Source organism: Sphingopyxis sp., assembly GCF_035686825.1.
GTDB lineage: Bacteria > Pseudomonadota > Alphaproteobacteria > Sphingomonadales > Sphingomonadaceae > Sphingopyxis.
Genome location: NZ_DASRYZ010000002.1, coordinates 498379 through 522305 on the forward strand (window position 1 = coordinate 498379; position 23927 = coordinate 522305).

Below are 23927 nucleotides of genomic sequence, written 5' to 3' on the forward strand. Positions count from 1 at the left end.
CAGGCGATTGGCGCGCGGCGCGCCTACGCCACCGCCTGTCTTTCTACCCCATGGTGCGAAAGCGCCAAAAGCTTGTTGATCGAGCGCCTTTTCTGCGTCTCTTGATCGACCCCGTCGAGCCGGGCGCCGTGCCCCGCTCCAGCCAATGGGGTCCACCGATGGGCGCAGAACCGGCGAGACAGGAGGCGTTCCAGCGCAGCGCGCGCATGCTGCGCAGCGCCATGGGCGGAGCGATCGCCGGGTGGCTCGCGGACCCGCAAGTCATCGAGATCATGCTCAATCCCGACGGACGCCTCTGGGTCGATCGGCTGGCCTGCGGAATATCCGATAGCGACGTTCGCCTTTCCGCTGCCGACGGTGAACGCATCATCCGCCTCGTCGCCCATCATGTCGGCGCCGAAGTGCATGCCCGTTCGCCCCGTGTCTCGGCCGAACTGCCGGAAAGCGGGGAGCGGTTCGAAGGGCTGCTTCCTCCGGTGGTGGCGGCGCCGGCCTTCGCGATCCGCAAGCCTGCTGTCGCTGTCTTCTCGCTAGGCGATTATGTTGCGGCCGGCATCATGTCGGAGGTTGAGGCCGCGGTCCTGCGCCACGGCGTCGCGGCTCGGCTGAACATTCTCGTCGCGGGCGGCACCGGCACCGGCAAGACGACGCTCACCAACGCGCTGCTAGCCGAAATTGCCGGCACGGCCGATCGCATCGTCCTCATCGAAGATACGCGCGAGCTTCAGTGCGCCGCGCCGAACCTCGTCGCGATGCGGACGAAGGACGGGGTCGCGACGCTCGCAGACCTGGTGCGCTCGTCGCTTCGCCTCAGGCCCGACCGGATCCCGATCGGAGAGGTGCGCGGCGCCGAGGCGCTCGATCTTCTGAAAGCCTGGGGCACGGGGCACCCGGGCGGCGTCGGGACGATCCATGCCGGCTCGGCGCTCAGCGCGCTGCGCCGGATGGAGCAGCTGATCCAGGAAGCCGTGGTCACCGTCCCGCGCGCGTTGCTCGCAGAAACCATCGACCTCGTCGCGGTGCTCGCGCGCGACGGCCACGGCCGGCGCCTTTGTGAACTGTCGCGTGTCGACGGGCTCGACCCCGCAACCGGCGAATATCGCCTCATTCCCGCCTGCCCAGAAGGAGACCCGTCATGACCTCTGATTTCCGGCACGGCGCTTCCCGCGCCATGCTCGCCTCTACCGCCCTCTATGTTTCGCTTGCCGTCGTAGCACCCGCCCGCGCGGGCGGATCGTCGATGCCCTGGGAAGCGCCGCTCCAGTCGATCCTCGAGAGCATCGAAGGGCCGGTCGCGAAGGTCGTCGCGGTGATCATCATCATCGTGACCGGGCTCAGCCTCGCCTTCGGCGATACGTCGGGCGGCTTCCGGCGGCTGGTGCAGATCGTTTTCGGCCTGTCGATCGCCTTCGCGGCCTCGAGCTTCTTCCTCTCCTTCTTCTCCTTCGGCGGCGGGGCGCTCGTCTGATGACCCGCGAGGAGGAGGTCCCGGGCTTCTTCGTGCCGGCACACCGCGCGCTCGCCGAGCCGATCCTGCTCGGCGGCGCCCCGCGCAGCCTTGCCATCGTCAACGGCACGCTCGCCGGCGCGATTGGCCTCGGCCTTCGCCTCTGGCTCGCGGGGCTCGCGATCTGGGCGGTCGGTCATGCGCTCAGTGTCTGGGCGGCAAGGCACGATCCCGCCTTCGTTGATGTCGCCCGCCGTCATCTCAAATATCCGGTCTGGATGCGCCCATGATGAACCTCTCCGAATATCGATCGAAATCCGCAGCCCTTGCAGACTTTCTCCCTTGGGCCTGCCTGGTCGCGGAGGGCGTGGTGCTCAACAAGGACGGGTCGTTCCAGCGATCGGCGCGCTTTCGTGGTCCCGACCTCGACAGCGCCACGCCCGCCGAGCTCGTCGCGGTTACCGCGCGGCTCAACAATGCGCTGCGCCGGCTCGGGTCGGGTTGGGCGGTGTTCGTCGAGGCGCAGCGCGTCGCGGCGATATCCTATCCGCTTTCCGATTTCCCCGATGCCGTCTCGGAACTGGTCGACGTCGAACGCCGCGAACAATTTCGCGAGGAAGGCGCCCATTTCGAGAGCTTCTACTATCTGACCTTCCTCTGGATGCCGCCCGCCGAGGATGCGGCGCGCGCCGAAGCCTGGCTGTATGAAGGCAGCGCGAAAACCGGCGTCGACCCGAAGGATCTGCTCAAATCCTTTGCCGACCGGACCGGACGCCTGCTCCATCTGGTCGAGGGCTTTCTGCCAGAGGCCGAATGGCTGGGTGACGCGGAGACGCTCACCTATCTGCACAGCACGGTCTCGACGAGGGTCCAGCGCGTCCGGGTGCCCGAGACGCCCGCCTATCTCGACGCACTGCTCACCGACGAGGCGCTCGCCGGCGGGCTCGAGCCGAAGCTGGGCGATCACCATCTGCGGACGCTGACGATCAGCGGTTTCCCGAGCGCGACCTTCCCGGGGCTGCTCGACGAGCTCAATCGGCTGCCCTTCGGATATCGCTGGTCGACCCGCGCGATCATGCTCGACAAGACCGACGCGACGAAACTGCTCACGCGCATCCGCCGGCAATGGTTCGCCAAGCGCAAGTCGCTCGCCGCGATCCTGAAGGAGGTGATGACCAACGAAGCATCGGTTCTTCTCGACAGCGACGCCTCGAACAAGGCGGCCGATGCCGACCTGGCATTGCAGGAACTGGGCGCCGATCATGCGGGCGTCGCCTATGTTACCGCGACGGTAACGGTGTGGGACCGCAATGCGGGGCTCGCCGCCGAGAAGCTGCGCCTCGTCGAGAAGGTGATCCAGGGCCGCGACTTCACCTGCACCGTCGAGGGTGTGAACGCGCTCGAGGCCTGGCTCGGGAGCCTGCCGGGTCACGTCTATGCCAATGTTCGCCAGCCCCCGGTTTCGACGCTCAATCTCGCGCACCTGATCCCGCTTTCGGCGGTGTGGGCCGGGGAGGAGTGCGACGAGCATCTCGGCGATGCCCCCTTGCTCTACGGCAAGACCGAAGGCTCGACCCCGTTCCGCTTTTCGCTCCACGTCGGCGATGTCGGGCACTGTCTCGTCGCCGGTCCCACGGGCGCGGGCAAATCGGTGCTGCTCGCGCTGATGGCGATGCAGTTTCGGCGGTATCCGGGCGCGCAGATCTTCGCCTTCGATTTCGGCGGCTCGATCCGCGCCGCCGCGATCGCGATGGGCGGCGACTGGCAGGACCTTGGTGGCGGACTCCACGACGGCGAAGGCGGCGTCGCGTTGCAGCCGCTCGCGCGGATCGACGAGGCCGCCGAGCGCGCATGGGCGGCCGAATGGCTTGCCGCCTTGCTGGCAGGCGAGGGCGTTGCCGTCGATCCGGCAGCGAAAGAGCATATCTGGTCGGCGCTGATCTCGCTCGCGACCGCGCCGGTTTCCGAGCGGACCCTGACCGGGCTCGCGGTACTGCTCCAGTCGCGGGCATTGAAGCAGGCGCTCGCCCCCTATCTGGTCGGAGGCCCGTGGGGCCGGCTGCTCGATGCCGAGGAAGAGCGGCTTGGCGAGGCCCCGATCCAGGCGCTCGAGACCGAAGGGCTTGTCGGGACATCGTCCGCCGCGGTCGTGCTTGCCTATCTCTTTCACCGCATCGAGGGCCGGCTCGACGGGTCGCCGACGCTCATCATAATCGACGAGGGGTGGCTCGTTCTCGACCAGCCCGCCTTCGCCGCGCAACTGCGCGAATGGCTGAAGACGCTCCGCAAAAAGAATGCCAGCGTCGTGTTCGCGACCCAGAGCCTTGCCGATATCGAGGGATCGAGCATCGCGCCCGCGATCATCGAGAGCTGTCCGACGCGGATATTCCTGCCCAACGAACGCGCCGCCGAGCCGCAGATCGCGCGAATATACGCGCGCTTCGGGCTGAACGACCGCCAGATCGAGATATTGAGCCGGGCGACGCCCAAGCGCGACTATTATTGCCAGTCGCGGCGCGGAAACCGGCTGTTCGACCTCGGTCTGGGCGAGATCGCACTCGCCTTTGCCGCGGCCTCTTCCAAATCCGATCAGATCCGCATGTCCGAACTCATGGCCGCCCACGGGCAGGCGCAGTTCGCTGCGGCCTGGCTGCGCCACCGCGGTCTCGAATGGGCAGCGGACCTCCTCGGTCATCTCGAAATCGCAGCCCCAGAAGGAGAAATGCCATGAAGACGTCTCGATTGCGCCGCCTGCTGACCGCGGCGTTATACGCCGGCCTGATCATGCCGGCCGGACTGATGCCCGGAGCGGCCTCCGCACAGGTCGGCGGCATCGTCCACGATCCGCGCAACTATGCGCAGAATATCCTGACCGCCGCGCGCACCCTCGAGCAGATCAACAACCAGATCGCGATGCTCCAGAACCAGACGACGTCGCTGCTCAACGAGGCGAAGAATCTGAGGGGCCTTCCGACGTCGAGCCTCGAGGAATTGCAGGCGCAGGTCGACCGGACGCGCGGCCTCCTCGGCGAGGCGCGGCGCATCGCTTTCGATGTCCGCGATGTGCAGTCGGCGTTCGAAGGACGCTACAAGGGCGCCGCGCTGACCGGCCCCGGTGCCGCGATGATCGCCAATGCCGATGCGCGCTGGAAGGATAGCGTCGGCGCCTTCGAGGATGCGATGAAGGTGCAGGCCGGCATCGTCGGAAACCTTGGAACCACCCGGACGACGATCGGACGGCTGGTCGGTGCCAGCCAGTCGGCGGCCGGCGCGCTCCAGGCCGCGCAGGCGGGCAATCAGCTGCTCGCGCTGCAGTCGCAGCAACTCGCCGACCTGACCGCCGCTCTCGCGGCGCAGGGCAGGGCGCAGTCGCTGGACGCGGCTCGCAGCGCCGCCGCCGAAGCCGAAGCGCGCGAGCGTTTCCGCCGCTTCCGCAAGGCCGATTGAGATGGGCCGGGCGGCGAGGATCGCGGTCACCGGAGTGCTGAGCGGCCTGCTCATGACGCTCGCGGTCGTCACCCTGATGTCGCCGCCCGCGCCCCGTGCGTCCGCTCCTGTCAAATCGGGGGCGGACGCACACCCCGCACCTGCCGCCATTCCCGGCCATTGCCGTTCGGTGACCGCACCCGATGCCGGATGCGAGGCCGCCTGGGATGCAAAGCGCCGGCGCTTTTTCGGCAAGAAGGACTGACCGCCATGGAAGACACGGGCGTCATCGACCAGTTTCTGTCGGTCTTCTCGACCTATATCGACAGCGGCTTCGGACTGCTCAGCGGCGAGGTCGGCTTCCTGTCCTCGACCCTGATCGTGATCGACGTGACGATCGCGGCGCTCTTCTGGGCGTGGGGCACCGACGAGGACATCATCCAGCGCCTGGTGAAGAAGACGCTCTACATTGGCGTCTTTGCCTTCATCATCGGCAATTTCGCGGGGCTCGCGACCATCCTCCTGCAAAGCTTCGCCGGCCTCGGCCTGCAGGCGAGCGGAAGCGGCATGGCGATTGGTGATTTCATGCGGCCGGGCGTCGTTGCCGCGACGGGCCTCGACGCGGGGCAACCGCTGATCGACGCGACCGCCGAGCTGGTCGGGCCGGTCGGCCTGTTCACCAACTTCGTCCAGATCATGATCCTCCTGATCGCTTGGGTGATCGTCGTGCTCGCCTTCTTCATCCTCGCGGTGCAGATCTTCGTCACCGTCATCGAGTTCAAACTGGTGACGCTCGCGGGGTTCGTGCTGCTGCCCTTCGCCTTCTTCGGGCGTACCGCCTTCATGGCCGAGCGCGTCCTCGGTCATGTCATCTCCTCGGGCATCAAGGTTCTGGTGCTTGCCGTCATTACCGGCATCGGCACATCACTCTTCAGCCGCTTCCTCGAAGCCGGCCTTGGCCCCGAGCCCGACATCGAACAGGCGATGGCAATCGCGCTCGGCGCGCTCACGCTTCTCGGGCTCGGCATCTTCGGCCCCGGGATCGCCAATGGCATCGTCGCCGGCGGACCGCAGCTCGGGGCTGGCGCCGCGGCCGGGACGACGGTCGCGGCCGGGGCGACGATCGCCGCGGGGGCGGCTGGTGCGAGTCTTGCCGCGGGCGCTGCCAGCAGCGCCGCCGGGCGCGCGGCGCTTGGCGGATCGCGTGCTGCCGGCAGTGCATCGGCATCCTATGCCCGCGGGGCGGCCGGGAAGCAGGGGTTTGCGGCCTTTGGATCCGGAATGGCCGAGGTTGCACGTACGGCTGCAAGCGGCGCCGGCACGCCCGCCCGGCGGGCGTCGGGGCAGCTTCGCGGCAGTTTCGCGGCGGGCCGCGCGGGCGCAGGGGAAGGGGCGGCTGACAGCGCGCCGGCACCCGCGAGCGGCCCGCCATCATGGGCTGCGGCGATGCGGCGCCGGCAGACGCTCGCGCAGGGCGGCACGATCGCCGCCAGCACGTTGAAGGCCGGCGACAGCCACGGCGCCGGGAGCGCGCCCGACATCAGTGAAAAGGATTGAAGCCATGTTTCGACGATCTTCGAACCGCTACGGCCATTCACCTGTCCCAGTGACACCCTATCAGCGTGCGGCGCAGGTCTGGGACGACCGGATGGGGGCGGCGCGCGTGCAGGCCCGAAGCTGGCGGCTGGCCTGTTTCGGCTGCCTGCTGATCTCGGGCGGTCTTGCCGGCGGTCTCGTCTGGCAGTCGGCGCGCGGGACGATCACGCCATGGATCGTCGAGGTCGACAAGCTCGGCGAGGCGCGCACGGTGGCGCCTGCGGATGCCGATTATCGTCCGACCGATCCGCAGATCGCCTTCCACCTCGCGCGCTTTATCGAACATGTCCGTGCCATTCCGGCGGACGCGGTGGTGCTTCGCGCCGACTGGCTGCGCGCCTATGATTTTGCGAGCGAGAGCGGGGCGCGGGCGCTGAACGAGCATGCCCGCGCCAATGATCCCTTCGCCGAGGTCGGCAAGCTGCAGGTCGCGGTCGATGTCTCGAGCGTGATCCGCGCCTCGAAGGACAGTTTCCGCATCGCCTGGACCGAGCGCCATTATCGCGACGGCGGCCTCGTCGAAACCGCCCGCTGGTCGGCGATTGTCACCGTCCGGATCGAGACCCCGCGCACGCCCGACGCGCTGCGCCGGAACCCGCTCGGCCTCTACGTAACCGCGATCAACTGGTCGAAGGAGCTCTCCCAATGACAAAATTCCTGCGAAGATCGTTCGGCCTTGGCCTTGGCCTGGCCGCCATTCTTGCCGTCCCGCTCGGCGCCAGGGAGGCGGACCCGAAGCTCGGCGTCGGCCGGGCCAACGCCGAGGCTCGCGTCCAGCCGGGCAAGCACGCCTATCGCAATGCGATCCAGCAATATGCCTGGGCCGAAGGGGCCTTGTTCCAGGTCTATGCCGCGCCCGGGCAGGTGACCGACATCATTCTCGAGGAAGGCGAGCAGCTCGTCGGCCCGGGTCCCGTCGCTTCGGGCGACACGGTGCGCTGGATCATCGGCGACACGATCAGCGGTACGGGTGCCACGCGGCGCGTGCATATTCTCGTCAAGCCGACGCGCCCCGACATCATGACGAACCTGGTCATCAACACCGACCGGCGCACCTATCATGTCGAGCTGCGCGCCAATGCCGCGACCTATATGGCGGCGGTATCCTGGACCTACCCCGCCGATGCGCTGATCGCGCTCCGCGCCGCCACGGCAGAGCAGGAGCGGCTGACGCCGGTGGCATCGGGCATCGATCTCGCGCGGCTCGATTTTCGCTACCGGATTTCGGGCGACAAGGCCGCGTGGCGACCGCGGCGCGTCTTCAGCGACGGCAGGCAGGTCTATGTCGAGTTCGGCGAAGACATTGCCACCGGCGAAATGCCGCCACTCTTCGCGATCGGCGGAAGCGGCGACGCCGAGCTCCTGAACTATCGTGTCGCCGGCCGCTATATGATCGTCGACCGGCTGTTCGAACGCGCCGAACTGCGCCTCGGGAAAGGGCGTTCGGCCCGCGCGGTACGGATCGAGCGCGAGGGACAGCGCCGTCGGGGCCGGTCGTGACGCGCGCGCCGGAGGTCGAAGCGTCGGCTCGCGAAGCTGCCCCGGAGGGTGCCGCCGATCAGCCGGTCGCTCCTGCCAGCCCCGATGGATTTCGGCTGGCCGGGGATCCGCCCCGCGTCATGCGTCTTTCGCGCAAGACGATCGCAGGTGCCGCGGCGTCGGCCGGCCTCGCGATCGGCGCGGCGCTGCTCTTCGCCTTCCAGCCCGAGGATCCTGGCGAGCCCGACAATCTCTACACCGCCGAGGCGCGCAGCCGCCCCGACGTGCTGAACGCCGAGGCGGGCTACGACGCCGTGCCCCAAGCGCCCCGACCGGGCGACCTGGGGCCGGTCCAGTCGGTGAAGGGCGATGACGGGGACATGCCGCCGATCGGACCACCGGTCGCGGACCCGCGGAGCGCCGCCGACCCGGCGCAGGAGCGTGCCGCCGACGAAGCCGGCGCGGCGCGCTCGAGCCGGCTCTTTTTCGGCGGCGCAGCAATGGCCGATGGCGGCGCGGCTTCAGCCGCCGCGAAACCGGCAGCCGACGCGGCCGCACCGGCCGTCCTCGCAAGCGCCCCGCCTGCCAGCCGGCAACAGGCATTTCTGGCACCCGGCGCGCGCGCCACCGATAGTCCCGAGCGCGTGCGTCCCCCCGCCTCGGCGCATATCCTCCAGGCAGGCAGCCTCATTCCCGCCGCGCTCATCACCAGCATCCGGTCCGACCTGCCGGGGCAGATAACCGCGCAGGTCACCGAGAATGTCTATGACAGCCCGACCGGCCAGCTGTTGTTGATCCCGCAGGGCTCGCGGCTGATTGGCGAATATGACAGCGAGATCGCCGCCGGACAGAATCGCGTGCTGCTCGCGTGGGACCGGCTACTTTTGCCCGGCGGCCGCTCGATCGCGCTCCCCCGGCTACCCGGCGCCGATCCCGCGGGCATGTCCGGCCTGTCCGACCGGACCGACTATCACTGGGGCCAGATGCTGCGCGCGGCGCTCGTCTCGACCCTGCTCGGGGTCGGCACGGAGCTCGCGAGCGACGAGGATGACCGGCTCGTGCGGGCGCTTCGCGAGGGCACGCAGGACAGCGTGAACCAGACCGGTCGCCGGCTCGTCGAGCGCCAGATCGGTATTCCGCCGACCTTGACCGTCCGGCCCGGGCATCCGCTGCGCGTCGTCGTGACGCGCGATCTGATTTTCGACGATAGAGGAGCGAACTGATGAGCAAGCTTCGCCTCGGCCCGATTCCGGAAGAGAAGCCGGTCAAGCTAAGTATCGAGCTGCAAGGGGCGCTGATGCGCGATCTCCAGGATTATTGCGCAGTCCACGCCAAGATGACCGGCCTCGGCGCGGCGCTCCCGCCCGAGCGCCTGATCCCGCCGATGATCGAGCGCTTTATCTCAGGCGACCGGGAGTTCAGCAAACAGCGGAGGCGATCGTGACATTCGTCGCGCGCGAACGGATCGTTCGCCTGAAGCTGGTGCTTTCCAGAACCGGACTATCGAAATCCACCATTTACAGGCGGGCCGCCGACGGCACTTTCCCTCCCCCCGTCAAACTGGGCGCGCGGAGCAGCGGCTGGTATGAGTCCCAGCTCGAACAATGGCTCGCAGCGCCCGCCGCTTATCGAGCCGGAAGCGACATCCGCTAGACCGCCGTCACGAAGCCGGCACCAACGGCCGCGGCGCAACCGCGATCCACGCGCCTCCCGTCAGATACAGACCCCACTGGTCGAGCAGCATCCGCCGCATCTCCATGAAGGTTGCGCGCTGGTAGGCTTTGACCACCTCGTCCTCGATGACGTGCGACAGCGCGGATTCGGCCACCGGCTCGGGAATATAGGGCTGCTGCTCGGCCGCCCATGTCCGAAGGCTTGTCCGGAAACCGTGCGGAACCCATGGCATGTCGCCGTCGCGCATGATCTTCGAGATGGTCATGTCGCTGATCATGGCGCCCCTGTTGTTGCCGAAGATCAAGGCGTCGGGATCGGACGGATCGGAATAGGCCGAAATCCTCCGCAGAATCTCGAGGGCCGGCGCATTCAGCGTCACCACATGAAGCTGCTCGGACTTACGCATCAGTTCGGCCGGGCGCGCCCATTCCGCCTTGTCGATATCGATATGCCGCCAACGGGCTTCACGCACTTCGGTCGACCGGGCACCGGTCGCCATCAGGAACATGAGCGCCAGCCGGCCGATGGTTTCGCGCGCATCGTTGAGCTCCGTCCAATAGGCCGGGACCTTGTCGTAGGGCATTGCCGGGAAATTGCCGCCCCGCTTCGGCTTCCCCGTCAGAGAACGCACCTCCTGCCGCTGGGCGCCGGTCTTCCGCCATCCCTTCGCAGAGGAATAATCGAGCACGGCGGCGATCCGCTGGCGGACCTTCTTGGCCATTGCGGGTTTGCTGGTCCAGATAAGCTTGAGCGTCTCGGCAACGTCGTCGGCGGTGATGTTGTCCACCCGCTTGTTTCCGAGCTTCGGGTAGGCATGGTCCTTGAGCGACGACAGGAATGCCTTCGAGGTGCGATCGCTCCAGCCGTGGCTCTGTGCCTTGTGGGTCGCCTTCGCAGCTTCCTTGAAGGACGGAGGTAATTCCTTGAACGGATTTCGAGCTTTACGACGCGCCTCCACCGGATCCTTGCCTGCCTTGGCGACGTTACGCATCCTGACGGCAAGTTCGCGAGCCTCGGCCAACGTCAGGCGGGACTTTTCCTCCAACGGGATGTCGTTCCCGATGCTACTCTTGTAAGCAAACGGTTGTCTCTGAACGCCGCCCAGGCCCAAGTCGCGGCGCCTTCCACAAACCTGAACCCGGAGCACCCAGGATCGGCATCCAGAGGCACCTACGAGCAAGTATAGACCGTCACCGTCTCCGTGCCGGCCCTGCTTGGCATTCTGGACAAATTTGGCTGTAAGCTGACCCATCTCAATTTCCGGGGATTATAACTTTGGGCTTCCAATTATTCCCTTTCCATCTCCCACGCTCGGAGCGGGATTTGGCGGGTCTTGGTGAGACTTGATTATAACAGATTGCCGGAAAAATGCACCATCTTTTCAGGTTGTTAGAGCCGTTATGGGTCTGTCCGGGACGACTAATTTTCCTCCTCACGGGGCATCCATCCGCTTGACGCTGCGCAAGGGCGTGCGGAAACTTCCGATCATCGATGACACTCGTTTCCGGCTAATATTGCGCGTCGATGCGCGAGCCCATCGCCGTTCGCCCCCTGAGACCGGACGTTCGCCTGACCGGCTTGCGTTGGGCTGCATCGCAGCGCCGATCGGCGGCGATTCGCTCCCAATGACGACCGGCCGGCATTAGCGCCCCTTTCCGGAAGAAAAGGGGACGAAGATGACCGAGGTTACCCATGTCATGGCGGCAGCGGGCCAGGGGGCGCCTGCCCGGGCGATCCTGATCGGGGGGCTCGCGGGCGGCACGCTCGACCTGGGCTTCGCCTTTACCGCCTGGGCGCTGAAGGGCGTCGGTCCGGCCGATATATTGCGAAGCATCGCGTCGGGCCTGTTGGGACCCGCGGCGCGGACCGGCTTCGCTCCGGTGCCCCTGGGGCTGGCGTGCCATTTCCTGCTCTCGTTCCTGTTCGCGGCGGCGTTCGTTCTCGTCACCCTGCGATTCGCGGCGGTGGGGCGGCAATCTCCCTGGCTCGCCGGTCCGCTCTACGGCGTCGCCGTCTATTTCGTGATGAACCGCGTCGTGCTGCCGCTCTCGAACTTCGCGGTTCCACCCGGCGGCATGGCGATCGGCTTCGCCGACCTTGCATCGCACATGTTCCTCTTCGGCCTGCCGATTGCGCTGGCGGCGCATCGTTGGGCGCGGGTCGATTCATAATAACGGACAATAACAGGGAGTATCAATATGTTGGGCAAATTTCGACCGCGTCACTATCTGCTTTCGACGACATTGCTCGGGAGCGTCGCCTGCATTACGCCAGCCCATGCGCAGGACGCGCCGGGCGGCGAGACGGCGATCGAGGATGCGGCGCCGATTGTCGTCACCGGATCGCGCATCCAGAACCCCAATCTCGAGCAATCGAGCCCCGTCCAGGTCGTGGGCGAGAGTGAAATCGGGCTTCGTCAGGCGACCAATGCCGAGGAACTGATCGGCGATCTGCCCGGCGTGTCGCCGGGCGCCAACAGCGCGGTCAACAACGGCGGCGCGGGCTTCGCTTCGCTCAACCTGCGCGGCGTCGGCACCAACCGCAACCTCGTGCTGCTCGACGGAACGCGGCTCGTGCCCTCGTCGCTGCTCAGCGAGACCGACCTCAACATCATTCCCGTCGCGCTGATCGAGCGCGCCGAGATCGTGACCGGCGGCGCCTCGTCGGTCTATGGCGCCGACGCGATCGCCGGGGTCGCCAACTTCATCACCAAGCGCGACTTCGCGGGCGCCGAGCTCGCCAGCACGGTCGGCATCACCGAGCGCGGCGACGGTGCGCGCTATCGCTTCGACGTGACGGTCGGCGCCAATTTCGACGACGGCCGCGGCAATGCGGTGCTCAATGTCGGTTACCAGAAGGTCGAGCCGGTGCTCCAGGGCGGCCGCGCCGTTTCGCGCGACACCTATTTCCTCGACGGCAGCCTGGTCGGTTCGGGCACGACGACCCCGACGCGCATCAACAACCGCATCTACAACCCCGCCGACGGCGCGCTCCGCGACTATGTCGGGTCGCGCGACGCCTATAATTTCGCGCCCGACAATTATTTCCAGACCCCGCTCGAACGCTATAATATGTTCGGCGCGGCGCAGTATGAGGTCGCCGACGGGATCGAAATCTATGCCAAGGGTATGTTCACCCGCTCGAAGGTGCAGCTCAGTCTCGCCTCGTCGGGGATGTTCGGCGACACATGGCAACTGCCGCTCAACAATCCGTTCCTGCCCGATGCCGTGCGCTCGGAGGTTTGTGCGTCGAACGCGATCTCGGCCGCCGACTGCGCCGCCGCGGGCGCCGCGACCAGCCCGAACGATCCCGCGTATCGCGAGGTCGCGACGGTCATCAACCGCCGCTTCATCGAGGCGGGGCCGCGCATCCGCAACCTGACGACCAATCAGTTCCAGGTCTGGGCGGGCGTCCGCGGGTCGATCACCGATGCGATCGATTTCGACGTCTATGGCCTGCATGGCGAATCGGACCGCAAGAACAGCAATATCAATTGGGGGCTGAAATCGCGCGTGCAGCAGGCGCTGCGTGCCAACAGCGAGACCGAATGCGCCGATCCGTCGAACGGGTGCGTGCCGATCAATCTCTTCGGCGATGGCACCGATATTACGGACGAAGCGATCGCCTTCTTCAACCAGCCGGCCGGATCGACGGTGAGCACGCGCCTGTCGGTCGTCAGCGGCAGCATTTCGGGCGAGCTCGGCAATTTCCTCGCCGGAGAAACGCCGATCGGCTTCGCGCTGGGCGCCGAATATCGCAAATATGGCGCCGAGCAGGTCTCGGACGTCGCCTTCGGGACGCAGGACGAAGTGCTGGGCACCGGGGCGCCATCGCCGTCCTTCGCGGGCACTTATGACGTCAAGGAAATCTTCGGCGAACTGATCGTGCCGATCGTCGAGGATGTACCCGGCATCTACAGCCTGACCGCCGAAGCGGGTATCCGCCTGTCGGACTATTCGAACACGGGCACGAGCACAACCTGGAAGGCGGGCGGCACCTGGGAACCGTTCCGCGGCTACAAGATCCGCGGCATCTACCAGCATTCGGTGCGCTCGCCGAATATCTCGGAGCTCTTCACCCCGATCACCACGGGTCTCGCGAACCTCGCCGAAGATCCGTGCCAGGGATCGAGTCCGGTCGGCAACGCCGCGCTCACCGCGATCTGCATTGCGCAAGGCGCCCCCGCCGGCACGATCGGGAATATTCCGGCGCCTTCGTCGGGCCAGATCAACCAGACCGCGGGCGGCAACCCGAATCTCGACGTCGAAACCGCCGATTCCTACACGCTGGGGCTGGTCGTGACGCCGCCGCAGGTGCCCGGGCTCGCGATCACGGCGGACTATTATCATATCAAGATCACCGACGCGATCACGCTGCCGACGCCGAACGACGTCTTCGGCCCCTGCTTCGAGGAGGGCGATGCGGAAGCCTGCGCGCTGATCCGCCGCAACCCGCTCAACGGCTCGCTGAACGGCGGGGGCGATACGCCGGGCCAGATCGCGCTGCTCACGAATCAGGGGACGATCACCACATCCGGCGTCGATCTGCGCATCAACTATGGCCTGCCTACCGGCTTTGGGCGGCTCAACTTCGACCTTTCGGGCAATTGGACCGAACAGTCGAAGTTCAAGGCCTCGCCGACCAGCATCAACCGCGAATGCGTGGGCCAATATAGTTCGAACTGCGGCTTCTTTGCCGGCGAAATCACCCCGAAATACAGTTTCAACATGCGCGCGACGGCGCAGATCGACGATTTCGGCGACATCTCGCTGCTGTGGCGCTGGCTCGACGGGTCCGATTATGAGCGGATCCTGGACGCCGACGGGATCGAACCCGATTATCTGCATATCCCGAGCTACAGCTATTTCGACCTGACCTATCGCGCCAAGGTCGCCGACATCTTCACGCTCACGCTGTCGGTCCAGAACCTGCTCGACAAGGACCCGCCGCTCGTCAGCAACTATGTCGGCACGACGGCGCTCAACTCGGGGAACACCTATCCGACTACCTACGATGTTCTCGGGCGGCGTTACAGCCTGACCGCGAGCATGCGTTTTTAAGGGTCGCGCTTCCGGTGCCGGGGACCAGTCCCCCTCGGTGCCGGCCCGGTGTGCGGACGAAGGGTGGTGCCTTCGTCCGCGCATCACATCCGCCCTCGCCGCGCCTCTTCCGGCGGGTGAACGCACGATATCTGCGGCCGAACGTCGGTCGACAGCTTCCCGCCTTCCTGCGATAACCGCGCGATGAACCAGGTCGCGGCCTTTCCATCCACCGGCGTCTACGAAGTGGCCACGGCCGGCCGGCCGGGCAGCCTCGAACGCCAGCGGCGGCAAGCGATCCTCTGGCTTACCGGCGCCTTCTGGGGCCTGCACACGCTGGCGCTCTGGATCGCCGATCTGCTCGATCACCACCCGCATCTCCTGCGCGTAACCGCGGTGCGCTTGATGCTCATGGCGATCGGCCTCGCGCTTTGCTTCGGCATCCACATGATATTGCAGAAGCTGAGCCGGCGGGCCTGGCGCCAAAAGGCGCCGATCGTCTTTTTCGCCTCGCTCGTCGCGGCGGAATTCTTCGCCTGGTGCACCTATTTCGCCCTGGTCTATGCGAAGGGAGAGCCGGTCCAGCTTGCGATCGACGGTAGCGCGGTGATCCGCACCCTCGTTCCCTGGACCTGGTTCTTTCTGGCGTGGGTTGGGCTCTATCTGGCCGTTCAATATGGTTTCGAGGCGCGCGCGGAGGAACGGCGCTCGGCGCAGCTTCGCACGATGGCACAAGCGGCCAAGCTGCAGGCGCTCCATTACCAGATCAACCCGCATTTCCTGTTCAACAGTTTCAACGCGGTATCGGCGCTGATCCTCGACGGCCGCGCCGACGACGCCAATGCGATGGTCGAGCGGCTTGCGGGCTTTTTCCGTGTTAACCTTGCCACCAATCCCGACGTCGACATTTCGCTGGCCGAGGAGGTCGCGTTGCAGGCGACCTATCTGGAAATCGAGCGGACGCGCTATCCCGACCTCGAAATCCGGATCGACCTGCCGCCGGCGCTCGGACGCGCGGCGGTGCCGGCCTTCCTGTTGCAGCCGCTGGTCGAGAACGCGGTCAAGCACGGCGCCGGAACGGTCGGCGCCGGCGACGCGTGGATCGCGATCTCGGCGCGGGAGGAACCGGGCCGGCTGAAGGTCGTGGTCGAAAACAGCTGTTCGTCGGCCTCCGGGCGTGCGGGGGTTTGCGGCACGCATACCGGCCTCCGCAATGTTCGCGACCGGCTGTCCAACCGCTTTGGCGCCGATGCGAAATTGTCGATCGAGCGGCTGCCCGCATCCCGCTTTCGCGTGACGCTCGAATTGCCGCTGGGATATGCCCGATGACGATGCGGGTGCTGACCGTTGACGATGAACCGCTCGCGCTCCGGCGGCTCGAACTGATCCTCGCGAAGCTGCCCGACGTGGAGCATGTGGGGTCGGCGAGCGGTTGCCGCGAGGCGATCGCGAAGATCGCCGAGTTGACGCCCGATATCGTGCTGCTCGACATCAAGATGCGCGACGGAACGGGTTTCGACGTTCTGAACCAGCTCCCCGAGGATGGCGTCCCGGGGGTCATCTTCACGACGGCTTTCGACCACTTCGCCGTTCGCGCCTTCGAAGCCCATGCCATCGACTATATCCTCAAGCCGATCGAAATTTCGCGCCTGCGCGCGGCGATCGACCGGTCGCGCGACCGGCTCGCGGCGGACGATGCGCGCGAACAAATCGCCCAGATGCGCGCGGTGATCGACGATCTGCGCGCGGGCTATCACGAGCAGGGGATAAGGCAGCGCGACGACGAGCTGTGGCTGCGCGGGACCGCGGGTGCGCTGACCTGCATCCAGCGCGCCGATATCGACATGATCACCGCCGAGGATGATTATGTCCGGCTGCACACGGCGTCGGCTTCCTATCTGCTGCGCGGGTCGATCAGGGCGGCGCAGGCCGACCTCGACCTTCCCGAAGAGGAGTTCGTCCGCGTGCATCGCCGCGCGCTGCTGCGGCGAAGCGCGATCGCAAGCGTCCGGCGCTCGGCCGGGAAGGGCGTGCGGGTGATCCTCCGAAACGGCACCGACGTCGGCGCGGGGCGCGTCTACGCCAAAAAATTGCTCCGCTCGCTCCCCGCGGTCGGCTGACCTTCCGCTCCTTCCGGGGGAGGCGCGAAAAATAATCGCGGATCTGCATCCATCGATACGCGCCGCGCCGTCCAGTTCATGACCGGCGGCTGTGCCGGTCCGGGCGGCGGCTTCGCGCGGCGGCTGATCCGGCTCCCCGGTTCGGATCATCCCCGCCTTGCCGGAGGCCGCCGCCTGTGGTTTCACCATGCCGCGCGGCATGAAGGAGAGAGATGTTGGATCAGCTGATAACCGCCGCGGCACCCGCCGTCCCCGCCGCACCCGCCGCGGTTCCGCCCGCCGCGGTCAGCGTGCCCCTTCCCGGCGCCCAGTCGATCAGTCCCGCCGACGTTGCCGCCTATATCGATCCGCGCGACGTCGCCTCTTTCCTGCCCCCGCCGGCACCGACCACCGAGCTTGTCGCGGTCAGCGAGGGGTTTTTTCGTCTGCTCGAGAACATCACGATGGTCGCGCTGTTCGTCGTCGGCTTTTTCCTGCTTGCGCGATTGCTCCACGCGTGGATGCTTCACCGCTCGATCCGCCGCGCTCTCGATGCGAAATCGGATGCGGTCAGCCCGCTGATCGACAAGCTCAACAAGCCCTATGAGCATATCGGCGGCCAGAGTCCCGACACGCCGGGCGACGACCGCAACGCGCTGGTGCTGCTCGCGATCGGGCTGGCGATGGCCGGTTTCGGGCTGATCCAGGGGCATGAGCAATTGATCCGCACGTCGGCGGGCGCCGCGCTCTTTCCTGTCTTTGTCGGTATCGCCCTCCTCGTCCGCCGCCGCCTCGCGCGCGCCGCGGCTGCCGAGGAGCGCGCCGCTGCGTGATGGGGCACGCGCCGATGAGGATTGGGCTCTCAGCCAGCGTGTCGCGGGGGGCGATCGTGCCGCTTTCCAGCTCCTCGTGCTGCGGCACGAAGGGCGATTGCGCGCCTTTCTGTCCCGCGCCGCCGGGTGCGATGCCGACGATCTGGCGCAGGAAGCCTTCGTCCGCGCGTGGCAGCGTGCGGGCGAATATCGGGGGCAGGGGAGTTACGCGGCCTGGATCATGGGGATCGGCTGGCGGCTGTTTCTCGACCAGCGGCGCACCGCGCGCCGGCGCGAAGGGCTGGCCGCGGGCGAGGAGGCGGCGAGCGCGACCGATCCGCAGCCCGCAAGCGATGCCGCGATCGACGCCGATCGCCTGCTCGCCGCGCTGTCGCCGCAGGAACGCGCCGCGCTTACCCTCTGTTTCGGCCATGGCTGGTCGCATGGCGAGGCGGCGGCGATCATGGGGGTGCCGCTCGGCACGCTCAAATCGCTGGTCTTGCGCGGCCGCGCCAAGGCGCAGAAGATGATCGGCGAAGGAGCGGACCGATGACCCAGCCGGACGATCAGGCGATGGACGCGGCGCTCGCCGCGCTGCTGGCGCCGCCCGAGCGACCCGGCGACCGCGGCTTTGCGATCGGGGTCGAGCGCGCGATCGATGCGCAGGCGGCCTATGCACGCGCGCGGCGCCGCTTCTGGCGCAGCTTCGCGTTCGAGGCGCTCGCCGTGACCGCGCTGCTCGCGGCGCTGTGGCTCTTGTCGTCGGCGCCGTCGCTCGCCCCGCTTGCCGGCGGCGCCCATTGGGGCCTCGCGCCGCCCTTGCTGCTCATCCTGCTGCTGTGGTTTGGAACGCAGCGCTGGCGCCAGGCCTGACCGGCGCCAGCCGCCGGCTCAGGCGTCTTCCTCGCTGTCTTCGGTTTCGGTCGCGGCGGGCGCGACCGGGCGCGGCTTGCGCCCGCGCGGAGCCGCCGCCGAGATTGCGGGAGGTGCTGCCGGTTCCGTCGCCGCGGCGCCCTTGACCAGCGCGTCGAGCGAGCCGCCGTCAAAGCCCAGTTCCTTCATCAAGCTGTCGATGACGGGCGCCTGCGCGCGATAGGCGAGCGCGGCCGATACGGCGTTGCTGGCGAGGTTGCCCCCGTTGCCATTCGCGTCGCCGTTCGCACCGCCGTTCGTGGCGCCGCCGCCGGTCTGATTGATGCCGTCGACCTGGATGATCTTGATCGAATCGATCGCTTCCATCGGCTTCGCGGCTTCGCGCACGACCTCGGGCAGCACCTTGAGCAGCGCCATCTTGGTCTGAAGCGAGATCTGGTCCGACGAGAGCAGGTTCGCGGCCTCGTTGATAGCACGCTGACCCGCGGCTTCGACCTCGAAGCGGACGCGCGCGGCCTCGGCGCGCAGCTTCTCCGCCTCGGCCTGACCCTCGGCCTCGAGCCGGAGCGCCGCGGCGCGGTTCGCCGCGGCTTCCTTCTCGGCCTCGGCCTCGACCTTGACCGAAATCGCCTGCCGCTCGGCTTCCTTGGCGGCTTCGATCAGCTCGATGCGCTTCGACCGTTCGGCGACCTCGGTTTCGCGCGCGGTAGCGACCTGTTCCTCGGCCGCGACCGCGAGCGCGCGCGCGGCGTCGGCTTCGCCGCGCGCCTGACTTTCCTCGCGGCTCTTGTTCTGGATCAGAATCTGCTGTTCCTGTCGGGCGAGCTCGATCGCCTGTTCCTGCGCGATGCGCGCTTCCTCGATCGCGCGATCGGCCTCGATCTGCTTGGCATCGACCAGCTGCTTCGCCTGAATGCGGGCATTGTCCGCTTCTTGATTGCGCTGCGCCTGTTCGCGCGCGATTTCGGCCGCCTGTTCGGCGCGGCGAATTTCGATCTCACGCTCCTGGCTCAGCTTCGCGAATTCATTGTCGCGCGAGATTTCGAAGCTGCGCTTGTCGGCTTCCAGATTCTTCGTCTCGATCTGGACGCGCGTGTCCTGTTCGATGTCGTTGCGCGCCTTTTTGCGCAGTTCGATCTGCTCGGTCAGTTTGGTCAAACCCTCGGCGTCGAATGCGTTGTTGGCGTTGAAATGCTCGATCGACGTCTGGTCGAGCCCGGTCAGCGACACCGATTCGAGCTCGAGCCCGTTCATCGAGAGGTCGTTCGAGCTGACCTGCTGCACCTTTTGGACGAAGTCGGCACGCTGTTCGTGGAGCTGGTTCATCGTCATGCCCGCGGCGACCGAGCGCAGCGCGTCGACGAACTTGCCTTCGACGAGGTCTTTGAGGGCCTCGGGGTTCATCGTGCGCAGGCCGAGCGTCTGCGCCGCCATCGCGATCGATCCCGCGTCGGGACGGACGCGGACGTAGAATTCGGCCTTCACATCGATGCGCAGGCGATCGAGCGTGATCAGCGCGTCGACGTTCTTGCGCTCGACGGCGAGCCGGACGGTGTTCATATTGACCGGCATCGTTTCGTGCAGCACCGGCAGAACCAGCGCGCCGCCGTTCATGATGACGCGTTCGCCGCGAAATCCCGTGCGAACGAACGCAATTTCCTTGGTCGCGCGATGATAAAGCCGCGTAACGATCAATCCCAATATCAGGAGCGCGGCAAGTCCGATGCCGGCGTAAATAGCAATTTCTATCATGAACCCACCCGTTGCTGTCGATTCGCGCTTCCATGATTGGAAGCCCCCGCGTGGATATTAGGGTCAGTCGAGCCGGGGTAAATAGAAATCGCCGCGCGTGAAGCCTTTGAAGATGTCGCCTTCGCGTTTTACCAGAAGGACGCTCTCGCCGGTCTGGAAAATCTGGTCGGCGCTGTCGGGCTCGACCATGATCTGGTGCGGCTGACCATGCGGATCGGTGACGCGCGCGCGTGCGGGATGGCCGACGCGGGCGGTGCCGATGCTGATTTCGGCATAGAGGCCGACCAGATCTTCGCGTTCGATTGCGGTGGTTTCGAGCCCGGGGAGAATATGCGCGACAAGGCGTGCCGCGCCGCCCGCCACCGGGAGCGCCGCGACGGCGGTCAGCGGAACCATCAGCAGGTTTGTGCCGGGCTCGCCGGTCAGCGCGGTCATCAATTGCTGCAGCCCGAGCCCGAGTGCGCCAAACAGCGCAAGGAAAATCACGAGCCACATCAGGAAAGGCACGCGGCCGATCCCGGCCCAGGCGAGCAGCGTATCGGCAAAACCGACGTCGCCATCGGCATCGCCGTGCACGTCGGCGTCGATGTCGCCCGCGAGCCCAATGGCCTGTACCGCCCCGATCAAAAGCATCAGCAGCAGGGCCGCGCTGAAGACGATATTTTCGGGAGCGAGAAACTGGTCGAGCATCAAAGCCTATGTGACCGCGAGCGCGCCGCTTGGCAAGCGATGCCGCGGATTGACGCTATGCCGCGTCCTCGCCCTCGAGACCCTGATATTTGAGCTGGAGATAGCGTTCGCGCGTCGCCAGTTTGTCGAGCTCGCCCGCGGCGAGGCTGCGCGCGGCGCTGCCGATTTCGCCTTCGAGCATCTTGAGGCCGCCGACGAGCGTCTCGTCGGGGGTGCGGCCGGCGTGGGCTTCCTTGCGGAGGCCCGCGGGAATGCGCTGGTAACCCGCGACGAGCTCGGGCAAATCCTCGCCGACGAGCTTGCGGATATTTGCCGCCGCCGGGCTCGATGCGTCGAGCGTCTGGAGCTGCGGCGCGAGCAGGTCGAGCTGGACGCCGATGCCGTCGACGAGCTGGCGCGCCGGCGCGGGCAGCATCGGCCGCTGTGCCTCAAGCCAGATTTCGGTGCGGCCCGCGAGCTGTTTGAGATCGGCTTTGGGTAGATCCGCCTGCCGCGGTTCGGGGAAGGGCGGCCATTTGCCGAACAGCACCGCGACGCCGATCAACAGCACGAACAGCGCGAGCAAACCGATGAAACCGAGCGGCTGGATCAGCGCGCCGAACACCGCTGCGCCGATCAGCACGATCCCGCCCGCGATCAGCATCCGGCCGAGCTTCTTGTAGAGATGCTGGCGGCGCAGCGCGACGCTCTTGGTGCCGATCGGGCGGCGGCGCTCGCGCGACCGTTCGATCGCCGAAGCGGCGGTAATCCGGATCTTGTCGACTTCGCTCATGCTCATTATTTAGCCTTCGAGCGCGGCGAGCGGGCTGTCGGCGCCGCCGACGCTGGCCTGCGCCTGGCTCGCACCCTCGGCGCGCGCGATATAGCCCTTCGACTTCGCGACTTCGCCCTCGAGCGTGTTGACCGTCGTCTTCATGCTGTCGAGCGCTTTCAGCTTGAAGGTGTCGATCGCGTCCATCGTGTCATAGATATTCTGGAAGGCGCGCTGCAGCGTCTCCATCGGGATCGTGCTCGACGCCGCCTGCTCGTGGATCCGCGCGGTATTGTCCTTGAGCATCTTCGACGTGCCGTCGATGATGTTCGCCGTCGTCGTGTTTAGCGCGGTGATCTGTTCGAGCACCAGCTTCTGGTTCGTCATCGCCTGCGCCACGGTAATCGCGGTCTTCAATGCGCCGACGGTGGTCGTGCTCGCGCGGTCGACGCCCTTCACCAGCTCGACATTATTCTTTTTGACGAGGTCGAGCGCGAGATAGCCCTGCACCGTCACCGCCATCTGTGTGAGCAGGTCCTGCGTCCGCTGGCGCGCGTAGAAGAGCGCGTTCTCGCGAAGAATTTTCGCCTTCGCGGGGTCGACGCCGTCGAGTTCGTTCGCTTTCGCTTCCAATTTCTCGTCGAGCGTCTGGGCGATGTGGACCATCTGCTCGAGCTTGCCCATCGATTCCCACATCTTGCGCCGTTCGACGTCGATCGCCGCATTATCCATCAGCAGTTCGTCCTTGCCGTTGGAAAGCGCGGTCAGGATGCCGCCGATATGCGTCTGCGCGCTGCGGTATTGCGCGAAATAATTGTTGATTTTGCCGCCGAAGATCTTGTCGAGAAAGCCGCGCTTCGAGATGAGCTTGCCGTTCGCCGACGGGTCGAGCCGCTCGACCGTCGTGCGCAGCTCGATGAGGTTCTGGCCGATGTCGGTGTCGCGGTCCATCGCGCGGATCGGGCGGTCGAGGAAACGGTTCGAATGGCTCGCCGCCTCCAGCATCTCCTTGCGGCCCATATTGGTGATCTGGTCGACCTTTTGCCCGAAGGCGGGAGAATTGACGTCCTGCGCGACGAGATCGTCGATAAAGCCGTCGACGCGCTCGCCGAGCTTCGATTTCTGTTCGGTCGACAGCGGGACGAGGCCCGCGGCCTTTTCGGGCGAAACCGACGGTACGGGGTCGGGCGGGGTCAGCTTCAGCTCGTCGGTTGCGGTCGCCGTCGCGGTCACTTCGCTCATTCGTCTTCCTTCCAGCCCCTTACCACTTGCCTATATGGCACGCGGTCCTGTGTTATTCAAGCACTACACCCTTGCCCGCCTTCAGCCCCGGGGCGATCCACGCGGAGAGGATCAGCTGCGCCATATGATAGACGAGGATCGGAACGAGCACCATGCCGGCGATGGCGGGCGGGAACAGCGTCGCGGCGAGCGGCGCGCCGACCGCGATGCTTTTCTGAGCGCCCGAAAAGAGCAGCGTGATGCGGTCGGCGCGCGCTAGCTTCAGCAGCCCGCCGAGCGCCCAGGCGCCGCCGAAGGATAGCGCGAGCAGCACCGCCACGGCGGCGAGAACGACCGCGATCTCACGCCCGTCGAGCAGGCCCCAGATGCCGGCGACGACCGCAGCGGAAAAGGCGACATAGACGGCGATCGCGATCGCGGCGCGGTCCATGAAGGTCGCGAGGCCGCGGTGCGCAAGTACCCACGGGCGCAGCCAGCGCTGGACGAGCTGTCCGGCGACGAAAGGCAAGAGCAGGATCGAGACGATGCGCAGCACCGCCTCGCCATGGATCTCGCCCGCGCTGCCCGCGAGCAACGCGAAGAGCAAAGGCGAAAGCGCGACCCCGCTGAGGTTGAGCAGCGCCGCGGCGACGACGCTCGCGGCGACATTGCCGCCCGCGAGGCTCGACGCCGCGGTTGCAGACTGGACGGTCGAGGGCAGGATGCCGAGGAAGAGGAAGCCGAGCGCGAGCGTCGCAGGGAGGAGCGGCGCGGTCGTCGCCTGCGCCGCAAGGCCGAGCAGCGCCATGCCGCCGAAGCAAAAGGCGAGCGCGCTCCCCTGCAGTTTCCAGTTGCGGATACCGTGAAGCACTTCCTCGCGTGGCAGGCGCACGCCGTTGAGGAAGAAGAGAAAGATGATCGCGGCGGTCGACAGCCCTCCCGCAATCGGCACCGCCGCGCCGCGCACCGGAAGCAGACTGGCGAGAAGGATCGTCGCGAGCAGCACGGGGACGAAGCGGTCGGGGAAGATGCGGGACAGCATTGGGATAAGCGATGGCGGTCTTGCGC

Annotated in this window: 25 protein-coding genes; 19 read left to right on the forward strand and 6 right to left on the reverse strand. The window is 66.7% G+C overall.

What is annotated here, in order from left to right:
* Positions 1–158 precede the first annotated feature (158 nt).
* From trbB to VFG17_RS03670, 12 genes are all read left to right on the forward strand, one after another.
* A complete protein-coding gene (gene trbB, locus VFG17_RS03615; protein WP_325028095.1) occupies positions 159–1139 on the forward strand; it encodes a P-type conjugative transfer ATPase TrbB in 981 nt (326 codons plus the stop codon).
* A gap of 32 nt (positions 1140–1171) precedes the next feature.
* A complete protein-coding gene (locus tag VFG17_RS03620) occupies positions 1172–1468 on the forward strand; it encodes a TrbC/VirB2 family protein (RefSeq protein WP_414712929.1) in 297 nt (98 codons plus the stop codon).
* Positions 1468–1737: a VirB3 family type IV secretion system protein gene (locus tag VFG17_RS03625; protein ID WP_325028097.1), complete on the forward strand. Its 270-nt coding sequence runs from the start codon at positions 1468–1470 to the stop codon at positions 1735–1737. The genes VFG17_RS03620 and VFG17_RS03625 overlap by 1 nt, the downstream gene beginning before the upstream one ends.
* Positions 1734–4178: a conjugal transfer protein TrbE gene (trbE, locus tag VFG17_RS03630; protein WP_325028098.1), complete on the forward strand. Its 2445-nt coding sequence runs from the start codon at positions 1734–1736 to the stop codon at positions 4176–4178. The genes VFG17_RS03625 and trbE overlap by 4 nt, the downstream gene beginning before the upstream one ends.
* Positions 4175–4894, forward strand: coding sequence for a P-type conjugative transfer protein TrbJ (trbJ, locus tag VFG17_RS03635; RefSeq protein WP_325028099.1), 720 nt, complete (start codon positions 4175–4177; stop codon positions 4892–4894). The genes trbE and trbJ overlap by 4 nt, the downstream gene beginning before the upstream one ends.
* A 1-nt stretch (position 4895) precedes the next feature.
* Positions 4896–5138: a putative entry exclusion protein TrbK-alt gene (trbK-alt, locus tag VFG17_RS03640; RefSeq protein WP_325028100.1), complete on the forward strand. Its 243-nt coding sequence runs from the start codon at positions 4896–4898 to the stop codon at positions 5136–5138.
* A gap of 5 nt (positions 5139–5143) precedes the next feature.
* Positions 5144–6430, forward strand: a complete 1287-nt coding sequence (gene trbL / locus VFG17_RS03645; RefSeq protein WP_325028101.1) for a P-type conjugative transfer protein TrbL — start codon at positions 5144–5146, stop codon at positions 6428–6430.
* Positions 6431–6434: 4 nt separating this feature from the next.
* On the forward strand, positions 6435–7118 hold the full coding sequence (gene trbF, locus VFG17_RS03650; RefSeq protein WP_325028102.1) for a conjugal transfer protein TrbF: 684 nt from the start codon (positions 6435–6437) through the stop codon (positions 7116–7118).
* A complete protein-coding gene (trbG, locus tag VFG17_RS03655) occupies positions 7115–7969 on the forward strand; it encodes a P-type conjugative transfer protein TrbG (RefSeq protein ID WP_325028103.1) in 855 nt (284 codons plus the stop codon). Before trbF ends, trbG begins: the two co-directional genes overlap by 4 nt.
* 119 nt (positions 7970–8088) lie before the next feature.
* Positions 8089–9171 (forward strand): TrbI/VirB10 family protein, encoded by a 1083-nt coding sequence (locus tag VFG17_RS03660; protein ID WP_325028104.1) that lies wholly within the window; start codon positions 8089–8091, stop codon positions 9169–9171.
* Positions 9171–9392, forward strand: coding sequence for a DUF2274 domain-containing protein (locus VFG17_RS03665; RefSeq protein WP_325028105.1), 222 nt, complete (start codon positions 9171–9173; stop codon positions 9390–9392). Before VFG17_RS03660 ends, VFG17_RS03665 begins: the two co-directional genes overlap by 1 nt.
* Complete coding sequence (locus VFG17_RS03670; protein ID WP_325028106.1) at positions 9389–9601, forward strand: AlpA family transcriptional regulator; 213 nt, start codon at positions 9389–9391, stop codon at positions 9599–9601. Before VFG17_RS03665 ends, VFG17_RS03670 begins: the two co-directional genes overlap by 4 nt.
* Before the next feature lie 7 nt (positions 9602–9608).
* Here the strand turns inward: VFG17_RS03670 and VFG17_RS03675 are convergent, their stop codons facing one another.
* Positions 9609–10874 carry a tyrosine-type recombinase/integrase gene (locus VFG17_RS03675; protein WP_325028107.1) on the reverse strand — a complete coding sequence of 422 codons (1266 nt, stop codon included), beginning with the start codon at positions 10872–10874 and terminating at the stop codon, positions 9609–9611.
* A 424-nt stretch (positions 10875–11298) separates the two neighbouring features.
* Between VFG17_RS03675 and VFG17_RS03680 the strand changes: the two genes are divergently transcribed.
* From VFG17_RS03680 to VFG17_RS03710, 7 genes are all read left to right on the forward strand, one after another.
* The gene (locus tag VFG17_RS03680; protein WP_325028108.1) at positions 11299–11793 is read left to right on the forward strand and encodes a hypothetical protein; all 495 of its coding nucleotides are present in this window, start codon (positions 11299–11301) and stop codon (positions 11791–11793) included.
* A 27-nt stretch (positions 11794–11820) separates the two neighbouring features.
* Positions 11821–14682 (forward strand): TonB-dependent receptor domain-containing protein, encoded by a 2862-nt coding sequence (locus VFG17_RS03685; RefSeq protein WP_325028109.1) that lies wholly within the window; start codon positions 11821–11823, stop codon positions 14680–14682.
* Between the two features lie 183 nt (positions 14683–14865).
* The gene (locus VFG17_RS03690; RefSeq protein WP_325028110.1) at positions 14866–15990 is read left to right on the forward strand and encodes a sensor histidine kinase; all 1125 of its coding nucleotides are present in this window, start codon (positions 14866–14868) and stop codon (positions 15988–15990) included.
* Positions 15987–16781, forward strand: coding sequence for a LytTR family DNA-binding domain-containing protein (locus VFG17_RS03695; protein WP_325028111.1), 795 nt, complete (start codon positions 15987–15989; stop codon positions 16779–16781). The genes VFG17_RS03690 and VFG17_RS03695 overlap by 4 nt, the downstream gene beginning before the upstream one ends.
* A gap of 215 nt (positions 16782–16996) precedes the next feature.
* A complete protein-coding gene (locus VFG17_RS03700; RefSeq protein ID WP_325028112.1) occupies positions 16997–17593 on the forward strand; it encodes a hypothetical protein in 597 nt (198 codons plus the stop codon).
* Positions 17520–18125, forward strand: a complete 606-nt coding sequence (locus VFG17_RS03705) for an RNA polymerase sigma factor (RefSeq protein WP_325028113.1) — start codon at positions 17520–17522, stop codon at positions 18123–18125. Before VFG17_RS03700 ends, VFG17_RS03705 begins: the two co-directional genes overlap by 74 nt.
* On the forward strand, positions 18122–18445 hold the full coding sequence (locus tag VFG17_RS03710) for a hypothetical protein (RefSeq protein WP_325028114.1): 324 nt from the start codon (positions 18122–18124) through the stop codon (positions 18443–18445). Before VFG17_RS03705 ends, VFG17_RS03710 begins: the two co-directional genes overlap by 4 nt.
* An 18-nt stretch (positions 18446–18463) precedes the next feature.
* Here VFG17_RS03710 and VFG17_RS03715 read toward each other — a convergent pair whose 3' ends face one another.
* The 5 genes from VFG17_RS03715 to VFG17_RS03735 all read right to left on the reverse strand — a co-directional run bounded on the left by VFG17_RS03715 (position 18464) and on the right by VFG17_RS03735 (position 23901).
* Complete coding sequence (locus tag VFG17_RS03715) at positions 18464–20197, reverse strand: flotillin family protein (protein ID WP_325028115.1); 1734 nt, start codon at positions 20195–20197, stop codon at positions 18464–18466.
* A 63-nt stretch (positions 20198–20260) separates the two neighbouring features.
* On the reverse strand, positions 20261–20887 hold the full coding sequence (locus tag VFG17_RS03720; protein ID WP_325028116.1) for a YqiJ family protein: 627 nt from the start codon (positions 20885–20887) through the stop codon (positions 20261–20263).
* A 55-nt stretch (positions 20888–20942) separates the two neighbouring features.
* On the reverse strand, positions 20943–21665 hold the full coding sequence (locus VFG17_RS03725) for a hypothetical protein (protein ID WP_325028117.1): 723 nt from the start codon (positions 21663–21665) through the stop codon (positions 20943–20945).
* A gap of 3 nt (positions 21666–21668) precedes the next feature.
* The gene (locus tag VFG17_RS03730; protein WP_325028118.1) at positions 21669–22880 is read right to left on the reverse strand and encodes a toxic anion resistance protein; all 1212 of its coding nucleotides are present in this window, start codon (positions 22878–22880) and stop codon (positions 21669–21671) included.
* Between the two features lie 52 nt (positions 22881–22932).
* Complete coding sequence (locus VFG17_RS03735; protein ID WP_325028119.1) at positions 22933–23901, reverse strand: bile acid:sodium symporter family protein; 969 nt, start codon at positions 23899–23901, stop codon at positions 22933–22935.
* Positions 23902–23927: the final 26 nt, after the last annotated feature.

Excerpts from the sequence above, each read along its gene's own strand:
- trbB (WP_325028095.1), top strand. The coding sequence starts at position 159 with ATGGGCGCAGAACCGGCGAGACAGGAGGCGTTCCAGCGCAGCGCGCGC.
- VFG17_RS03620 (WP_414712929.1), top strand. The coding sequence starts at position 1,172 with ATGCTCGCCTCTACCGCCCTCTATGTTTCGCTTGCCGTCGTAGCACCC.
- VFG17_RS03625 (WP_325028097.1), top strand. The coding sequence starts at position 1,468 with ATGACCCGCGAGGAGGAGGTCCCGGGCTTCTTCGTGCCGGCACACCGC.
- trbE (WP_325028098.1), top strand. The coding sequence starts at position 1,734 with ATGATGAACCTCTCCGAATATCGATCGAAATCCGCAGCCCTTGCAGAC.
- trbJ (WP_325028099.1), top strand. The coding sequence starts at position 4,175 with ATGAAGACGTCTCGATTGCGCCGCCTGCTGACCGCGGCGTTATACGCC.
- trbK-alt (WP_325028100.1), top strand. The coding sequence starts at position 4,896 with ATGGGCCGGGCGGCGAGGATCGCGGTCACCGGAGTGCTGAGCGGCCTG.
- trbL (WP_325028101.1), top strand. The coding sequence starts at position 5,144 with ATGGAAGACACGGGCGTCATCGACCAGTTTCTGTCGGTCTTCTCGACC.
- trbF (WP_325028102.1), top strand. The coding sequence starts at position 6,435 with ATGTTTCGACGATCTTCGAACCGCTACGGCCATTCACCTGTCCCAGTG.
- trbG (WP_325028103.1), top strand. The coding sequence starts at position 7,115 with ATGACAAAATTCCTGCGAAGATCGTTCGGCCTTGGCCTTGGCCTGGCC.
- VFG17_RS03660 (WP_325028104.1), top strand. The coding sequence starts at position 8,089 with ATGCGTCTTTCGCGCAAGACGATCGCAGGTGCCGCGGCGTCGGCCGGC.
- VFG17_RS03665 (WP_325028105.1), top strand. The coding sequence starts at position 9,171 with ATGAGCAAGCTTCGCCTCGGCCCGATTCCGGAAGAGAAGCCGGTCAAG.
- VFG17_RS03675 (WP_325028107.1), bottom strand. The coding sequence starts at position 10,874 with ATGGGTCAGCTTACAGCCAAATTTGTCCAGAATGCCAAGCAGGGCCGG.
- VFG17_RS03680 (WP_325028108.1), top strand. The coding sequence starts at position 11,299 with ATGACCGAGGTTACCCATGTCATGGCGGCAGCGGGCCAGGGGGCGCCT.
- VFG17_RS03685 (WP_325028109.1), top strand. The coding sequence starts at position 11,821 with ATGTTGGGCAAATTTCGACCGCGTCACTATCTGCTTTCGACGACATTG.
- VFG17_RS03690 (WP_325028110.1), top strand. The coding sequence starts at position 14,866 with ATGAACCAGGTCGCGGCCTTTCCATCCACCGGCGTCTACGAAGTGGCC.
- VFG17_RS03695 (WP_325028111.1), top strand. The coding sequence starts at position 15,987 with ATGACGATGCGGGTGCTGACCGTTGACGATGAACCGCTCGCGCTCCGG.
- VFG17_RS03710 (WP_325028114.1), top strand. The coding sequence starts at position 18,122 with ATGACCCAGCCGGACGATCAGGCGATGGACGCGGCGCTCGCCGCGCTG.
- VFG17_RS03715 (WP_325028115.1), bottom strand. The coding sequence starts at position 20,197 with ATGATAGAAATTGCTATTTACGCCGGCATCGGACTTGCCGCGCTCCTG.
- VFG17_RS03720 (WP_325028116.1), bottom strand. The coding sequence starts at position 20,887 with ATGCTCGACCAGTTTCTCGCTCCCGAAAATATCGTCTTCAGCGCGGCC.
- VFG17_RS03725 (WP_325028117.1), bottom strand. The coding sequence starts at position 21,665 with ATGAGCATGAGCGAAGTCGACAAGATCCGGATTACCGCCGCTTCGGCG.
- VFG17_RS03730 (WP_325028118.1), bottom strand. The coding sequence starts at position 22,880 with ATGAGCGAAGTGACCGCGACGGCGACCGCAACCGACGAGCTGAAGCTG.
- VFG17_RS03735 (WP_325028119.1), bottom strand. The coding sequence starts at position 23,901 with ATGCTGTCCCGCATCTTCCCCGACCGCTTCGTCCCCGTGCTGCTCGCG.